Here is a 14894-nt window from a genome sequence, read left to right as displayed (position 1 = left end):
CTCCCACATTTTGATTTGTGAACACCGTCAAATGTGGGAGCTGGCTTGCCTGCGATGAGGCCATAAGCCCTAACGAAAACCTTACTGACCGGCCACCTTCTCGGACTTGCCGTCATAGCGCTTGCGCCATTCAGTCAGGATGCTGTCGCGGTTTTTCGAAGCCCAGGCAAAGTCGTTCTTGATCAGGCGCTGCTCATAATCGGCCGGCAATTCGGTCTGCGGCTTGGCGATACCGGGCTGGGCAAGTACGGCAAAGTTGTCTTTGTACAGGTCCATCGCCGCTGCACTGGCGGAGAAGTCCGCGAGCTTTTTAGCCGCATCGGCGTGGGCAGTGCCCTTGATCACGGCAGTCGCTTCAATGTCCCAGCCCAGGCCTTCTTTGGGCAGGATGATGTCCAGCGGCGCGCCCTGGCGTTTCAGTTGAACGGCGGGGTACTCGAAGGAAATACCAATCGGGAATTCACCCGAGGCCGCCAGCTTGCACGGCTTGGAACCGGAGTGAACGTACTGGCCGATGTTCTGGTGCAGGTCGTCCATGTACTGCCAGCCCTGCTTCTCGCCGAAGGTTTGCAGCCAGGCACTGACATCCAAAAAGCCGGTGCCGGAGGAGGCCGGGTTGGGCATCACGATCTTGCCCTTGTACTCAGGCTTGGTCAGGTCTTGCCAGCTCACCGGCTTGGTCAGGCCCTGTTTCTGGGCTTCGATGGTGTTAAAGCAGATGGTTGCGGCCCACACGTCCATGCCGACCCACGCCGGCGGGTTGGCAGCGTCGCGGTAGTTTTTGCCGATTTTGTCCAGGCCCTTCGGCGCATAGTTATCCAGCATGCCTTGCTGATCGAGAATCGCCAGGCTAGAGGCCGCCAGGCCCCAGACCACGTCGGCTTGCGGGCGGTCTTTCTCGGCCAGAAGCTTGGCGGTGATGATGCCGGTGGAGTCGCGCACCCATTTGATCTCGACGTCGGGATTGGCCTTTTCGAAGGCCTGCTTGTAGGTCTTCAACTGCTCGGCTTCGAGGGCCGTGTACACGGTCAGCTCGGTCTTGGCGAAGGCATTCAGGCTGAATGCGGTGAGTACGGCAGCGACCAGCGCCAGGGGCTTGAACATGGAGCACCTCCTTCAAGGATGGTTATTGGCCGGGCGCGGTCTGGCGCCAGGCTTGAGAGCGACGCAGTGCGCCACGTGAGGCCCACGCCAGCAGCAGCGAGACGCCGGCCGAGGTGAACAGAATCAAGGTCGACATGGCCGCCGCACCGCCCACGTTGCCGGCGTCGTCCATGTTCAATACGGCGACGGCGGCGAGGATGGTGTCGGGGCTGTAGAGGAAAATTGCGGCCGACACGGTGGTCATCGCCGACACAAACAGGTAGCGCACGATGTCCAGCAGCGCCGGCAGGCAGATCGGCACGGTGACACGCAGGTAGTGGCGGTACAGCGGCGCCTTGAGGGACAGCGCGGCGGCTTCGAATTCGCTGTCGAGCTGGCGCAGCGCCGTGGTCGCGGTCATCTGCGCGGTGGTCAAATAGTGCGCAATGGTGCACACCACCAGCAGGGTCATCGTCCCGTAGAACACATGCAGCGGGTTGCCGCCCAGGTTGAAAAAGAACACGTAGCCCAGGCCCAACACCAGGCCCGGCACGGCCATCGGCACAAAGCTGAGCATGCGCAGGGCCAGGTTCAGGCCCTTCTGGCTTTTGGTCTTTTCCATCAGGTAGGCGCCGGTGAAGATCAACACGCTGCCGATCAGCGCCGTGCACAGCGCCATGGTCAGGCTGTTGCGGTAGGCCAGCCAACCGCCGCCGGCCGTGTCTTCGAACTGGTAGTGGTTGAGCGACAACGACAGGTTGTACGGCCAGAATTTCACCAGCGAGGAATACACCGCCATGCCGAATACCGGCAGCAACACCGCGCAGATCAGCAACACAATGGCCAGGTAGCAACCATCACGCAGCCGCGACGGTGCCGGCTGGAACACCTGGGCGCGGCCGCTCATGGCATCGCCCTGCCGACGGCGCAGCCAGGCATCGACGCCAAAGCTGAACAGCGCCGGCAGCAGCAACACCATGCCGATCAACGCGCCGCGACCGAACTGCTGCTGGCCGACCACCGCCTTGTAGGCTTCCAGCGCCAGCACCTGATAATCGCCGCCGACCACAACGGGCACACCGAAGTCGGTGATGGTCAGGGTGAACACCAGGCAAAACGCGGCGAACACAGCTTGGCGCGTGGCCGGCCAGGTAATGCTGCGAAACGCCCGCGCGGGGCTGGCGCCCATGCTTGATGCCGCATCGAAAAGCCGCGCATCCGCCAGCGAAAGTGCTGACAGCAGGATCATCAAAGCGTGTGGGAAGGTGTAGATCACCTCGCCGAGAACAATGCCCCAGAAGCCGTAGATATTGTCCGAGAGCACACCGCGCAACAGGCCTTGATTGCCGAACAGGTACACCAGCGCAATCCCCGGCAGCATCGACGGCGCCATCAACGGCAGCAGTGACAGACCACGCCACATCGCTTTGCCGGGAATCAGCGTGCGTTGCAGGGCGTAGGCAAACAGATAGGCCAGCGGTACGACGATGGCCGCCACGCTGAGAGAGACTTTCAGGCTATTGCCCAGCAGCCAGTGGAAGTTAGCGCTGGTGAGCATTTCCCGCGCCGCAGCAAGACCGCCGCCCTGCCCGGCTTCACTGCTGAAACCGCGCCAGAAGATTGCCAGCAATGGCAGCAATACGGCGACACCCAGCAGCACCAGCCACAGCAGTTTGCCGCCGAGCACAAAAATACGGTCGCCGTTTTCGGCGCGCGATACCGGACGCGGCAGGGTCATCACAGCCGCCATCTCAGGCAAACACCTGCAGGCTGCGCGGCGGCAAGGCGACCCAGATGTCCTGGGCACCCAGGCGTGGCATGGCTTCCGGGGCCAACTCGGCCAGCAGCGCGTGGCCGGGCAATTGTTCCAGTTCAAAACGCATGCGGCAGCGGTTGCCAAGAAACGTGATTTCGCGAACCTTGGCCGGGAACAGGTTTTCTTCATGCACCGGCGGGTTGACGCTGATGGCTTCCGGGCGGCAGAACAAGCGCCCGGATTTCGCCACGCCAGCATCGTCGGCCAGGCGCATGTTCAGCCCGCCGACCTGGGCATGGCTTGCACTGTTGCGGCTGAACGGCAGCCAGTTACCCTGGCCGACAAACTCCGCCACAAACGGCGTGGCCGGGCGGTCGTAGATTTCCTGGGGCGTGGCGTATTGCTCGACCTTGCCGTTGTTCATCACGGCAATGCGGTCGGCCATCAGCATGGCCTCGTCCTGATTGTGGGTGACCATCAGCGTGGTGATACCCAGGCGCCGCTGCAGCTGACGCAGCTCGGTGCATAAATGCTCGCGCACGCGGGCGTCGAGGGCCGACATGGGTTCGTCGAGCAGCAACAGCGAGGGCGCCGGTGCCAGGGCACGGGCCAGGGCGATGCGTTGTTGCTGGCCGCCGGAAAGTTGGCCGGGGTATTTCTTTTCGCTGCCCAGCAGGCCGACCAGTTCGAGCATCTGACCGACGCGCTTGCGCACCTCATCGCGGCCGCTGCCGGTGAGGCCGTAGCCGATATTCGCCTCGACGGTGAGGTTGGGAAACAGTGCGTAGGACTGAAACAGAATGCCGTAGTCCCGCGCCTGCGGCGGCAGTAGGGAAACGTCGCGGTTGCCCAGGCGCAGCTCACCGCTGTCCTGGCGTTCAAGGCCGGCGATGCAGCGCAGCAAGGTGGTCTTGCCGCAACCGGACGGGCCCAGCAGGCACACCAGCTCGCCGGCGGCGACGTCCAGGGACACATCGTCCAGCGCAGTAAAGGCACCGAAGCGTTTGTGGATACCGCGCACCGTCATCGGCGCGCCGGGGTGGGTCAGGGCTGTGTTCATGGAGGCGCCTCATCAAACGGATGAAGGCCATGCTAGGTGGGCAATGCGTACCTGATGTGGCAGGAAGGCAAAATGCGGTGATAGTGGTATTGGTGGATTTGGGTAGGATTTGGAGGCTGTGTCGTCAGGGCTGACGCCATCGCGGGCAAGCCCGCTCCCACATTTTGATGTGTGAACGCATTCAAAGGTGGGAGCTGGCTTGCCTGCGATGGCGATTCAAAGGCCACCAGCAAGGTTCAGAGGGGCGACATTTCCTGCGCCAGCCCAAGAAACGCCGCCGGCAGGCGCGCCGACTTGCGTTCCTTGAGGCAGTACAAATACTCCGCAATCTGCGGCGCGTTCTCGATGGTCAGCACGCGCAACTGCGGGTCATGAGGCACTTCCTGACGAGCGATGATGCTGATGCCGATGTTGCGCAGCACCGCCTCGCGGATCGACTCACGGCTGCCAATCTCCAGCAACGGCCCGTAACTCACCCCGGCGCCCTGCAGCATTTCTTCGCTCAGCCGCCGCGTGGTAGAGCCCGCCTCACGCATCAGCAAGGTATGCCCGGCCAACGCATTGAGCGGCACGTGATCGAGCGTGGCCAGGGGATGATTGCGGTGCACCGCCAACACCAAAGGATCGGTGCCCAGCACGCGGCGAATCAGGCGGGGGTCTTCCAGCAGTTGGGAGGACGCGGCGACATCGACGCGGTAATCGTCGAGCGCTTCGAGCACCTGCTGGGAGTTGCCGATTTCCACCGACACCTCCACTTGCGGCAGGCGTTCGCGAAAGGCTTTGACCAGGTCGAGGATGTAATACGGCGCCGTTGCAGCAATCCGTAACGTGCCCTGGACCTGTCCGTTGTTGCGCAGAAAGAACTCGATGTCGGCTTCCTGCTGCAACAGCGCCTTGACCATCGGCAGCAGGCGCGCGCCGTCGTCGCTGACGGTAAGGCGGCGCCCGCCACGGTAGAACAGCTCAACGCCGTATTGGCTTTCCAGGTTGCGAATCTGGGTAGTCACCGTGGGCTGGCTCAGCCCGAGTTTTTTCGCCGCCTGGGTAATGCTGCCCAGGCGGGCGACCATAAAAAACGCCTTTAACTCGGCACTCAGCACGCCACCCTCACATCAATTATTTGCGCAACAGGCGCAGGCCATTGAACACCACCAGCAGGCTGACGCCCATGTCGGCGAACACCGCCATCCACATGGTCGCCATGCCGAGGAAGGTGACTGCGAGGAAGATCGCCTTGATCACCAGCGCCAAGGCGATGTTCTGCTTGAGGATACTCGACGTTTGCCGGGAGAGCCGAATGAAAGCCGGGATCTTGCGCAAATCATCGTCCATCAAGGCCACGTCGGCGGTCTCGATGGCGGTGTCGGTACCGGCGGCGGCCATGGCAAAACCGATCTCGGCGCGGGCCAGCGCCGGGGCATCGTTGATGCCGTCGCCAACCATGCCCACGCGGTGGCCTTGGCCGTAGAGGGTTTCGATGGCTTGCAGTTTGTCGGTGGGCAACAGGTCGCCCTGGGCCTGGTCGATGCCGACCTGGGCCGCAATCGCCTGGGCGGTGTGGGTGTTGTCGCCCGTGAGCATCAGGGTCTTGATGCCCAGGTCGTGCAGTTGCTGGATGGCTTCGCGGCTGCTGTCCTTGACCGTGTCGGCCACGGCGAACAACGCCAGCGGGCCGGACTTGTCGAGCAGCAACACCACGGACTTGCCTTGTTTCTCCAGCGCGAAGAGCTTTTCTTCAAGCTCGGGTGAACACAGGCCAAGGTCTTCCACCAGGCGGTGGTTACCCAAGTGATAGGTTTCGCCGTTGATATCGCCGCGCACACCACGCCCGGCCAGGGCCTCGAAGTTATCCACAACGTGGCTCTGCAGGTTTTTATCCACAGCCGCATTGGCGATGGCCAGCGACACCGGGTGGTCGGAGCGCCCGGCCAGGCTGGCAGCCAGGGCCGGCGCACTGTCTTCGAGATTGGGAAACAGCGCCAGGTAATCGGTTTGCACCGGCTTGCCGTGGGTGATCGTGCCGGTTTTGTCGAGGGCCAGGTAGTCGAGCTTGTAACCGCCCTCCAGGTACACGCCGCCTTTGATCAGGATGCCTTTACGCGCTGCCGCGGCCAGGCCGCTGACGATGGTCACGGGGGTGGAGATCACCAACGCACAGGGGCACGCGACTACCAACAGCACCAGGGCGCGGTAGATCCAGTCGAACCAGACGCCCGCCATAAACAGTGGCGGGATAATCGCCACACCCAGGGCAAACAAGAACACCGCCGGGGTGTAAACCTTGGCGAAGGTGTCGACAAAGCGCTGGGTGGGCGCCCGAGCGCCTTGGGCCTGTTCCACGGCGTGAATGATGCGCGCCAGCGTTGAATTGTTAGCGGCGGCGGTGACTTTGTATTCCAGCGAACCGGCCTGGTTGATGGTGCCGGCGAAGACTTTATCGCCCACGCCCTTTTCAATCGGCAGGCTTTCGCCGGTGATCGGCGCTTGGTCGATGGTGGATTGGCCAGCGGTGACTTCACCGTCCAGGCCGATGCGCTCGCCGGGCTTAACCCGCACGATGGCGCCAAGTTCGATGCTTTTAACTTCTTGTTCGACCCACCCACCATCGGCTTGCTGCACCGTGGCTTGTTCCGGGGTCATCTGCATCAAGCCACTGATGGCATTGCGCGCTCGGTCCAGGGACTTGGCTTCGATCAACTCGGCGACGGTGAACAAGAACATCACCATCGCTGCTTCCGGCCATTGGCCGATCAGGATCGCGCCGGTGACTGCGATGCTCATCAGCGCGTTGATGTTCAGATTGAGGTTCTTGAGCGCGATCCAGCCTTTTTTGTAGGTGGTGAGGCCGCCGCTGAGGATCGACACCAGTGCCACCAGTGCAATCACCCACGTCGGGGCTACGCCGGTGAAATGCAGCACTTCAGCGCCCAATGCACCGACGCCGGACAGCGCCAGCGGCCACCAGTGTTTCTTGGCCGGCGGTGCGGCGGCGGGGGCGCCTTCTTCGATCGGGTCGGCCTGCATGCCGATGGATTTGATCGCGTCGATGATCGGCGCAGTGCTCGGCAGGTCATGGGTGACGCCGAGGATACGGTTGATCAGGTTGAATTCCAGCTGCTGCACGCCAGCGAGCTTGCCCAGTTTGTTCTGGATCAGCGTCTGCTCGGTGGGGCAGTCCATGGCTTCGATGCGAAAGGTGCTCAGGCGCGAGCCGGCGGTCGGCGCTTCGCTCAATGTGACCACGGCGGGCGCTGCCTTGCTGGAGCAGCAAGTGTCGCCGTGGCTGGCGTGGTCGTGCTTTTTGACCGGCGTCAGTTTGGCGCCGTGGTCGTGGCCATGGTCATGGTCATGGTCATGGTCATGGTCATGATCGTGATCGTGATCGTGCTTGTGATCATGCTTTTTGGGGGTGTGGATGGAGTCGCTCATTCTGTCGCGTCCGTAAAGGTGCCTGTTGCCAAGTAAAGACCCTGTAGCCACTATAGGGTCAAGCACCCATTTGGAGATTGCTGCGATGAAGATCGGTGAATTGGCCAAACTGACCGACTGTCAGGTGGAAACCATCCGTTATTACGAGAAGGAAGGCCTGCTGCCGCCCCCGGCGCGTACCGATGCCAACTACCGCGTGTACACCCAGGCGCACACCGAGCGGCTGATCTTTATCCGCAACTGCCGCAGCCTGGACATGACCCTCGAAGAAATCCGCAGCCTGCTCGGCCTACGCGACAGTCCTCAGGACCAATGCGAAAGCGTGAATGCGTTGATTGATGAGCATATCCACCACGTGAAAGCGCGGATCGATGGGCTGCTGGCGTTACAGGAGCAATTGCTGGACCTGCGCCAACGCTGCGGCGGTGGGCCGGGAATGGATCAATGCGCGATTTTGCAGCGGCTGGAGGTCAGCGGCAGTGTGGCAGCCAGCGAGGCGGAGCCTTCGCATGTGGGCAGAAGCCACGGCCATTAACTCAAGCGAACAGGGTTCTAATGTGGGAGGGGCTTGCCCCCGATGGCAGTCTGTCAGTCACTAACCGGGTGACTGAACCACTGCTATCGGGGGCAAGCCCCCTCCCACACAAGCCCATCCATTGAGACCAGGACAGCCTTTAGATGGCCACGTCAGCCTTGATGCTTGGGTCGGCGTCGTAGCCGACGATTTCAAAGTCTTCGAACTTATAGTCGTAGATCGACGCAGGTTTGCGCTTGATCACCAGTTCCGGCAGCTTTTTCGGCGTGCGCGCCAGCTGAGTGCGGATCTGTTCCATGTGGTTGCTGTACGCGTGGGTGTCGCCAGTGGTGACGATGATCTCGTGCGGGATCAGGTCGCATTGCTGGGCCAGCATGTGGGTCAGCAACGCCAGCGCCGCGGTGTTGTACGGCAGGCCGAGGAAAACGTCGGAGCTGCGGATGTACAACTGCATAGACAGATGGCCGTCATGCACAAACGCCTGGTACAGCAGGTGGCACGGCGGCAGCGCTTGCTTGCCGTTGCGCGCGTTTTCCTGCGGGCTCTTGGTTTCGTCCGGCAGGTATTCGACGTTCCAGCCGTGGAATAGGATGCGACGGCTGTTGGGGTTGTTCTTCAACGTGTCGACCATGTAGTCGATCTGGTTGATCTTGCCGCCGTCCTTGGTCGGCCAGGCGGTCCACTGCTCGCCGTACACCGGGCCCAGGTCGCCGTCTTCGGTGGCCCATTCGTCCCAGATTTTCACGCCGTTTTCGTTGAGCCACTTGATGTTGGTGTTGCCACTCAACATCCAGATCAGTTCGTTGGCGATGCTCTTGAAATGAAGCTTCTTGGTGGTCAGCAGCGGGAAGCCGTCGGCCAAGTTATGCCGATACTGACGGGCGAACACAGCCTTGGTGCCGGTGCCGGTGCGATCGCCCTTGGTCAATCCATTGGTCACGACGTCGTTCAGTAGTTCGAGATATTGCTTCATGTTTTTACCCGTATCGTTGAAGCCGAGGCTACGCAAAAGCCTCGGCATTCGAATTTAAAGCGCGGCGTTCTTGATGCCCTGCGGACGGTTGTAAGCCCACCACAGCAGGCCCAGGCCCGCCAGAATCATCGGCATGCTGAGGATCTGGCCCATGGTCAACCAGCCCCACGCCAGGTAGCCCAGCTGTGCATCCGGCACACGCACGAACTCGACGATAAAGCGGAAGATCCCGTAGAACAGCGCGAACATCCCCGACACGGCCATGGTTGGGCGTGGCTTGCGCGAGAAGATGTACAGAATCAGGAACAGTGCCACACCTTCCAGGGCGAACTGGTAGAGCTGCGACGGATGGCGCGGCAACTGCGCCGGGTCGCTGAATGGCGGGAACACCATGGCCCACGGCACGTCGGTCGGCTTGCCCCACAGCTCGGCGTTGATGAAGTTACCGATCCGCCCAGCACCCAGGCCAATCGGCACGAACGGCGCGACGAAGTCCATCAGCTGGAAGAACGACTTGCCGTTGCGGCGGCCAAACCACCACGCGGCGATCATCACGCCGACAAACCCACCGTGGAATGCCATGCCGCCCTTCCACACTTCGAAAATCAGCGTCGGGTTGGCGATATAGGCTGGCAGGTCGTAAAACAGCACATACCCGAGCCGCCCGCCGACGATTACGCCCATCGACATCCAGAACACCATGTCGGAGAGCTTCTCCTTGGTCCAGGTCGGGTCGAAACGGTTCAGGCGCCGGGAAGCCAGCAGCCAGGCACCGCCGATGCCGATCAGGTACATCAACCCGTACCAATGGATTTGCAGCGGACCGATAGCCACGGCCACCGGGTTGATCTGCGGGTAAGGCAGCATTGCGACTCCTCGTTAAATCATTAGTCATGACGCACCGGACCATGCCGGTGTGCGATTAAGCCTGCGTTACAGCCGCTATTTCAAATTAAGAAGTTCACACGCGCCCAATAGCCACGCATGTTAACGGATGGAAGGCGTGCGGCCCAACTTCGATACGATGGAACGCCCGCCGTTGTGTGGGTAGAGTGAGGGAAAACACAAAAGGGATCGCCTGATGTGCCTGATAGTTTTCGCCTGGCGGCCGGGCCACGCCCAACCGCTGATCGTCGCGGCCAACCGTGATGAGTTCTACGCCCGCCCCAGCCTGCCGCTGGCCCAATGGCCGGATGCGCCGCACATTTACGCCGGCCGCGACCAGGAAGCGGGTGGCACCTGGCTTGGGGTGAACGCCGAGGGGCGTTTTGCGGCCCTGACCAATATCCGCGACCCGCACCAGCCGCCGTCACGTAAGTCGCGCGGGGAGCTTGTGGCGCGATTCCTCGCCGGTTCGCTGTCAATTGACGACTACTTAGCCGACGTTAATGGCCGTTCAATTGAATATGCCGGATTTAACCTGTTAGTGGGCACGCAGAACGAACTGTGGCATTACAACGCCAATGAGACTACACCGACACAACTGAAGGCCGGGGTTTATGGGTTGTCCAACGCCGGGCTGGATACGCCATGGCCGAAGCTGCTCAAGGCCAAGGCGGCTCTAAGCGAGTTACTGGAAAACCCGCAGCCGGAGGCTTTGCTGGACATCTTGAGCGACCCGCAGACCGCGCCGTTTGCCGACTTGCCGGACACCGGCGTGGGGTTGGCGACCGAAAGTCTGCTGTCGAGCGTGTTCATCGCCAGCCCCAGTTATGGGACGCGGGCGAGCACGGCATTGATTGTGAATGCCGACGGGACGCGGCAGATGGTCGAGCGCAGCTTTGGGCCGCTGGGTGGCCGGCTGGGCGAGGTGGAACTCAGGATTTAGCGGTGCTTGGGCCGGCCTCATCGCAGGCAAGCCAGCTCCCACAGTGTGGAATGCATTCCCCTGTGGGAGCCGGGCTTGCCCGCGATGGCGGCCCCTCGGTTTAGAGGTTTTTTGCAGAAGCCGGGTTGATCATCCGCGTCAGCCCCAGGTTCTTCAGCGCCAATTGCAGCGAGCTGTGGATAACTTGCGGGTTGTCGATGGTCATCAGCTCGGCCAGCAATTCCTTGGCCATGTTCAGGTTCACCTGGCGCAGCATCCACTTCACCTTCGGCAAGTTGGTGGCGTTCATCGACAGGCTGTCAAAGCCCATCGCCATCAACAGCACCGCTGCGGCCGGGTCGCCGGCCATTTCACCGCAGATGCTCACCGGCTTGCCTTCGGCATGGGCGTCGCGCACCACGTGTTGCAGGGCTTGCAGCACGGCTGGGTGCAGGTAGTCGTAGAGGTCGGCCACCCGCGGGTTGTTACGGTCCACAGCGAGCAGGTATTGGGTCAAGTCGTTGGAGCCGACCGAAAGGAAGTCCACCTGCCGCGCCAGCTCTTTAGCCTGGTACACCGCCGCCGGAATTTCGATCATCACGCCAATCGGCGGCATCGGCACGTCGGCGCCTTCGTCACGGACTTCGCCCCAGGCGCGGTGAATCAAATGCAGAGCCTCTTCCAGCTCATGGGTGCCGGAGATCATCGGCAACAGGATGCGCAGGTTGTTCAGGCCTTCGCTGGCCTTGAGCATCGCGCGGGTCTGTACGAGGAAAATTTCAGGGTGATCGAGGGTTACTCGAATGCCGCGCCATCCAAGGAAAGGGTTGTCCTCCTTGATCGGGAAGTAGGACAGTGACTTATCGCCGCCGATGTCCAGGCTGCGCATCGTCACCGGCAACGGGTGGAAGGCTTGCAGTTGCTCGCGATAAATCGCCAGCTGCTCCTTCTCGCTCGGGAACCGTTGGTTGATCATGAACGGCACTTCGGTGCGGTACAGCCCTACCCCTTCGGCGCCGCGCTGTTGCGCGCGGGCCACATCGGCGAGCAGGCCGGTGTTCACCAGCAGCGGCACGCGGTGGCCGTCGAGGGTCACGCACGGCAGTTCGCGCAGCGAATCCAGGCCCAGCGCCAGTTGTTTCTCTTCTTCCACCACCTCGGCGTATTGCTTGCGCAAAAGCTCGCTGGGATTGGTGAAGACTTCGCCGCGATGGCCATCGACAATCATGTCGATGCCGTCGACCTTGGAATACGGAAGGTCCACCAGGCCCATGACCGTCGGAATACCCATGGCCCGGGCCAGGATCGCGACGTGGGAGTTACCCGAACCCAGCACCGAAACCAGGCCCACCAGTTTGCCTTCCGGCACTTCGCCAAGCATGGTGGCGGTCAGCTCTTCACTGATCAGGATGGTGTTGTCGGGGTAGACCAGGTTGGTGGTGCGGTCTTCCTGCAGGTAGGCCAACAGACGGCGACCAAGGTCACGCACATCCGAGGCACGCTCGCGCAGGTAGGCGTCGTCCATCAACTCGAAACGGTTGACGTGATCGGTGACCACTTGGCGCAGCGCGCCCTGGGCCCACTGGCCGGTCTTGATCACGGTTTTGACTTCATTACCCAGCGACGCGTCGTCGAGCATCATCTGGTACACGTCGAACAGCGCGCGCTCTTCGGGACGCAGTTGCGTGGCCAGCTTGGTCGACAGGTTGCGCATGTCGGCGCGCACGCCTTCCAGGGCGGTCTTGAACAGTTTGATTTCGGCGTCGATGTCGTGGACGGTCTTGTCCGGCACCACATCGAGGTCGGCCGGTGGCAGCATGACCACCGCCGTACCGACGGCAGCACCCGGCGAACCCGGCACGCCGACGAACTTGGCTTCCTGGATGCCCTTGCCCTGACGGCCCAGGCCGCGAATCGAGCCCGTCGCCTCGGCGTGGGCAATAACCCCGGCGAGCTGCGCGCTCATGGTCACGAGGAAGGCTTCTTCACCTTCGTCGAACTGGCGGCGTTCTTTTTGCTGGATGACCAACACGCCGACAACGCGGCGGTGGTGAATGATCGGTGCGCCGAGGAACGAGGCGTAGCGCTCTTCGCCGGTTTCGGCAAAGTAGCGGTAACGCGGGTGATCGGCCGCGTTTTCGAGGTTCAGGGGTTCTTCACGCGTCCCCACCAGGCCCACCAGACCTTCATTGGGCGCCATGCTGACCTTGCCGATGGAGCGCTTGTTCAGGCCCTCGGTGGCCATCAGCACAAAACGGTTGGTCTCGGGGTCCAGCAGGTAAACCGAGCAGACTTGGCTGCCCATGGCTTCCTTGACGCGCAACACAATAATCCCCAACGCCGCCTTGAGATCCTTGGCGGAGTTAACTTCCTGGACGATCTTGCGCAGCGTATTGAGCATGGCTCGGGGTCGAACTCCGTCGTCAGTCGCGCGCTAAAAGGCGCGGGGCAAGCTCTTTGAGAGCGCGACGATAAACCTCGCGCTTGAATGTCACCACCTGGCCCAACGGGTACCAATAGCTGACCCAACGCCAGCCATCGAACTCCGGTTTACCGGTCAAATCCATCCGCACCCGCTGCTCGTTGGAGATCAGGCGCAGGAGAAACCATTTCTGCTTCTGGCCGATGCACAGCGGCTGGCTGTGGGTACGCACCAGGCGTTGCGGCAAACGATAGCGCAACCAGCCCCGGGTACAGGCCAGAATTTGCACATCTTCGCGCTCAAGGCCGACTTCTTCATTCAACTCACGGTACAAGGCGTCTTCAGGGGTTTCGTCGGGGTTGATTCCGCCTTGAGGAAACTGCCAGGCATCTTGGTTGATTCGGCGAGCCCATAGCACCTGTCCGGCATCATTCGTAAGAATAATCCCGACATTAGGACGGAAACCATCGGGGTCGATCACGGCAACAACCTCGCAAACGCATGTCGCCGCATTGTTCCACAAAGGTTGTTCCAGCGGCAACGAGGCTTCTTACCTTATGTGCACTCTTGTGAAAAGACCGTATTCTGGACGCCTTTTTACAGACTTTTCAGCGAGTAACTGCAATGCGCCTGGCTTTATTCGACTTGGACAACACGCTTCTGGGCGGTGACAGCGATCACGCCTGGGGCGATTACCTCTGCGAACGCGGGATTCTCGACGCGGTGGCCTACAAGGCCCGCAACGACGAGTTCTACCAGGACTACCTGGCCGGCACGCTGGATAACGCCGAGTACCTGAACTTCTGCCTGGAAATCCTCGGCCGCACCGAGATGGCCCAGTTGAACGAGTGGCACAACGATTACATGCGCGACTGCATCGAGCCGATCATGCTGCCCAAGGCCGTGGAACTGCTGGCCAAACACCGCGCTGCGGGCGATAAGCTGGTGATCATCACCGCCACCAACCGCTTCGTCACCGCGCCGATTGCCGCACGCCTGGGCGTTGAAACCCTGATCGCCACTGAATGCGAGATGGAAAATGGCCGCTACACCGGGCGCAGCACCGATGTGCCGTGCTTCCGTGAAGGCAAAGTGACGCGCCTGAATCGTTGGCTGGAAGAAACCGGGTACAGCCTGGAAGACAGCTACTTCTACAGCGACTCGATGAACGATTTGCCGTTGCTGGAGCAAGTGACCCACCCGGTGGCGGTGGATCCGGATCCGAATTTGCGGGCTGAGGCCCAGAAGCGTGGCTGGCCGGTGATTACGCTGCGTAGCTGATGGCCCTATCGGGGGCAAGCCCCCTCCCACATTTAACCGAGTAGATCCTTTGGAATGCGGTCGAGTGTGGGAGGGGGCTTGCCCCCGATGCAGCCGACGCGGTCTCAAGCCTTAAACCGGCTTGGCACCCATCAACCCGGCAATAGCCACAAACCCCACCAGGCTGACCACCGCCAGCACCAACGTGAAATTCAGGCTACCGCCCTCGCCTTTACGCAGGCGATTAAGCCGCGCCACCAGCCAGAACCAGGCCAGCGCCGCCACGGTGTAGAGGATGCTGGAGCCCAGAATCCAGGTTTGGCCCAGCGGCCAGCCGGTCATATGCACCAGCCACCAGCCGGTAAACGGCATGCTGACCATGCACACCCCCATCAGCAACCACACAAACGCCCACGGACGTTGCACGGTAGCGGTCGGACCGACGCTGCGTTTGCGCCAGGCCAGTACCGCAAGGCCCAGGCCGCTGAGCAGCAGTAACACAGTGGCGGTGATGTGGATCACCTTGAGGGTGGTCAGCGTTTCCATGGTCTTGATTCCTTGAAGGCCGC

General features: G+C 61.6%; 13 protein-coding genes. 3 read left to right on the top strand and 10 right to left on the bottom strand.

The window, feature by feature from the left end; all coding sequences use genetic code 11:
- Positions 1-81: 81 nt before the first annotated feature.
- From ACP7B3_RS11170 to ACP7B3_RS11150, 5 genes are all read right to left on the bottom strand, one after another.
- Positions 82-1104, bottom strand: a complete 1023-nt coding sequence (locus ACP7B3_RS11170; RefSeq protein ID WP_145157799.1) for a putative 2-aminoethylphosphonate ABC transporter substrate-binding protein — start codon at positions 1102-1104, stop codon at positions 82-84.
- A 22-nt stretch (positions 1105-1126) separates the two neighbouring features.
- Positions 1127-2833 (bottom strand): putative 2-aminoethylphosphonate ABC transporter permease subunit, encoded by a 1707-nt coding sequence (locus ACP7B3_RS11165; RefSeq protein WP_426178796.1) that lies wholly within the window; start codon positions 2831-2833, stop codon positions 1127-1129.
- A 1-nt stretch (position 2834) separates the two neighbouring features.
- A complete protein-coding gene (locus tag ACP7B3_RS11160; RefSeq protein ID WP_426178795.1) occupies positions 2835-3899 on the bottom strand; it encodes a putative 2-aminoethylphosphonate ABC transporter ATP-binding protein in 1065 nt (354 codons plus the stop codon).
- Between the two features lie 236 nt (positions 3900-4135).
- Complete coding sequence (locus ACP7B3_RS11155; protein ID WP_369301936.1) at positions 4136-4999, bottom strand: LysR family transcriptional regulator; 864 nt, start codon at positions 4997-4999, stop codon at positions 4136-4138.
- 16 nt (positions 5000-5015) lie between these two features.
- Complete coding sequence (locus ACP7B3_RS11150; RefSeq protein WP_426178794.1) at positions 5016-7328, bottom strand: heavy metal translocating P-type ATPase; 2313 nt, start codon at positions 7326-7328, stop codon at positions 5016-5018.
- Between the two features lie 85 nt (positions 7329-7413).
- Between ACP7B3_RS11150 and cadR the strand changes: the two genes are divergently transcribed.
- Positions 7414-7863: a Cd(II)/Pb(II)-responsive transcriptional regulator gene (cadR, locus tag ACP7B3_RS11145; protein WP_145157813.1), complete on the top strand. Its 450-nt coding sequence runs from the start codon at positions 7414-7416 to the stop codon at positions 7861-7863.
- A 139-nt stretch (positions 7864-8002) separates the two neighbouring features.
- Here cadR and ACP7B3_RS11140 read toward each other — a convergent pair whose 3' ends face one another.
- A complete protein-coding gene (locus ACP7B3_RS11140; RefSeq protein WP_106575719.1) occupies positions 8003-8836 on the bottom strand; it encodes a thymidylate synthase in 834 nt (277 codons plus the stop codon).
- A gap of 54 nt (positions 8837-8890) precedes the next feature.
- Entirely contained in the window at positions 8891-9703 is an 813-nt protein-coding gene (gene lgt / locus ACP7B3_RS11135) for a prolipoprotein diacylglyceryl transferase (protein WP_056857664.1), read from the bottom strand.
- Positions 9704-9917: 214 nt separating this feature from the next.
- On the opposite strand from lgt, the gene ACP7B3_RS11130 reads away from it, so the two are divergent.
- Positions 9918-10664, top strand: a complete 747-nt coding sequence (locus tag ACP7B3_RS11130) for an NRDE family protein (RefSeq protein WP_426178793.1) — start codon at positions 9918-9920, stop codon at positions 10662-10664.
- Positions 10665-10764: 100 nt separating this feature from the next.
- Here the strand turns inward: ACP7B3_RS11130 and ptsP are convergent, their stop codons facing one another.
- Together ptsP and ACP7B3_RS11120 are read right to left on the bottom strand one after the other, a co-directional pair.
- Positions 10765-13044 carry a phosphoenolpyruvate--protein phosphotransferase gene (gene ptsP / locus ACP7B3_RS11125; RefSeq protein WP_262206608.1) on the bottom strand — a complete coding sequence of 760 codons (2280 nt, stop codon included), beginning with the start codon at positions 13042-13044 and terminating at the stop codon, positions 10765-10767.
- A gap of 22 nt (positions 13045-13066) precedes the next feature.
- Positions 13067-13546, bottom strand: a complete 480-nt coding sequence (locus ACP7B3_RS11120) for an RNA pyrophosphohydrolase (RefSeq protein ID WP_003176750.1) — start codon at positions 13544-13546, stop codon at positions 13067-13069.
- A gap of 143 nt (positions 13547-13689) precedes the next feature.
- Between ACP7B3_RS11120 and ACP7B3_RS11115 the strand changes: the two genes are divergently transcribed.
- Positions 13690-14346, top strand: a complete 657-nt coding sequence (locus ACP7B3_RS11115; protein ID WP_145157820.1) for an HAD family hydrolase — start codon at positions 13690-13692, stop codon at positions 14344-14346.
- Positions 14347-14457: 111 nt separating this feature from the next.
- On the opposite strand, the gene ACP7B3_RS11110 is transcribed toward ACP7B3_RS11115, so the two are convergent.
- Positions 14458-14871: a DUF2269 family protein gene (locus tag ACP7B3_RS11110; RefSeq protein WP_242199795.1), complete on the bottom strand. Its 414-nt coding sequence runs from the start codon at positions 14869-14871 to the stop codon at positions 14458-14460.
- Positions 14872-14894: the final 23 nt, after the last annotated feature.

This window comes from Pseudomonas sp. TWRC1-2 (assembly GCF_049896685.1).
Taxonomy (GTDB): Bacteria; Pseudomonadota; Gammaproteobacteria; order Pseudomonadales; family Pseudomonadaceae; genus Aquipseudomonas.
The sequence above is the reverse complement of the archived record's forward strand: the minus strand, read 5'-3'. Positions and strand labels throughout refer to the sequence as shown.

Coding starts and splice junctions, on each gene's coding strand:
- ACP7B3_RS11170 (WP_145157799.1), bottom strand. CDS start 1,104: ATGTTCAAGCCCCTGGCGCTGGTCGCTGCCGTACTCACCGCATTCAGC.
- ACP7B3_RS11165 (WP_426178796.1), bottom strand. CDS start 2,833: ATGGCGGCTGTGATGACCCTGCCGCGTCCGGTATCGCGCGCCGAAAAC.
- ACP7B3_RS11160 (WP_426178795.1), bottom strand. CDS start 3,899: ATGAACACAGCCCTGACCCACCCCGGCGCGCCGATGACGGTGCGCGGT.
- ACP7B3_RS11150 (WP_426178794.1), bottom strand. CDS start 7,328: ATGAGCGACTCCATCCACACCCCCAAAAAGCATGATCACAAGCACGAT.
- cadR (WP_145157813.1), top strand. CDS start 7,414: ATGAAGATCGGTGAATTGGCCAAACTGACCGACTGTCAGGTGGAAACC.
- ACP7B3_RS11140 (WP_106575719.1), bottom strand. CDS start 8,836: ATGAAGCAATATCTCGAACTACTGAACGACGTCGTGACCAATGGATTG.
- lgt (WP_056857664.1), bottom strand. CDS start 9,703: ATGCTGCCTTACCCGCAGATCAACCCGGTGGCCGTGGCTATCGGTCCG.
- ACP7B3_RS11130 (WP_426178793.1), top strand. CDS start 9,918: ATGTGCCTGATAGTTTTCGCCTGGCGGCCGGGCCACGCCCAACCGCTG.
- ptsP (WP_262206608.1), bottom strand. CDS start 13,044: ATGCTCAATACGCTGCGCAAGATCGTCCAGGAAGTTAACTCCGCCAAG.
- ACP7B3_RS11115 (WP_145157820.1), top strand. CDS start 13,690: ATGCGCCTGGCTTTATTCGACTTGGACAACACGCTTCTGGGCGGTGAC.
- ACP7B3_RS11110 (WP_242199795.1), bottom strand. CDS start 14,871: ATGGAAACGCTGACCACCCTCAAGGTGATCCACATCACCGCCACTGTG.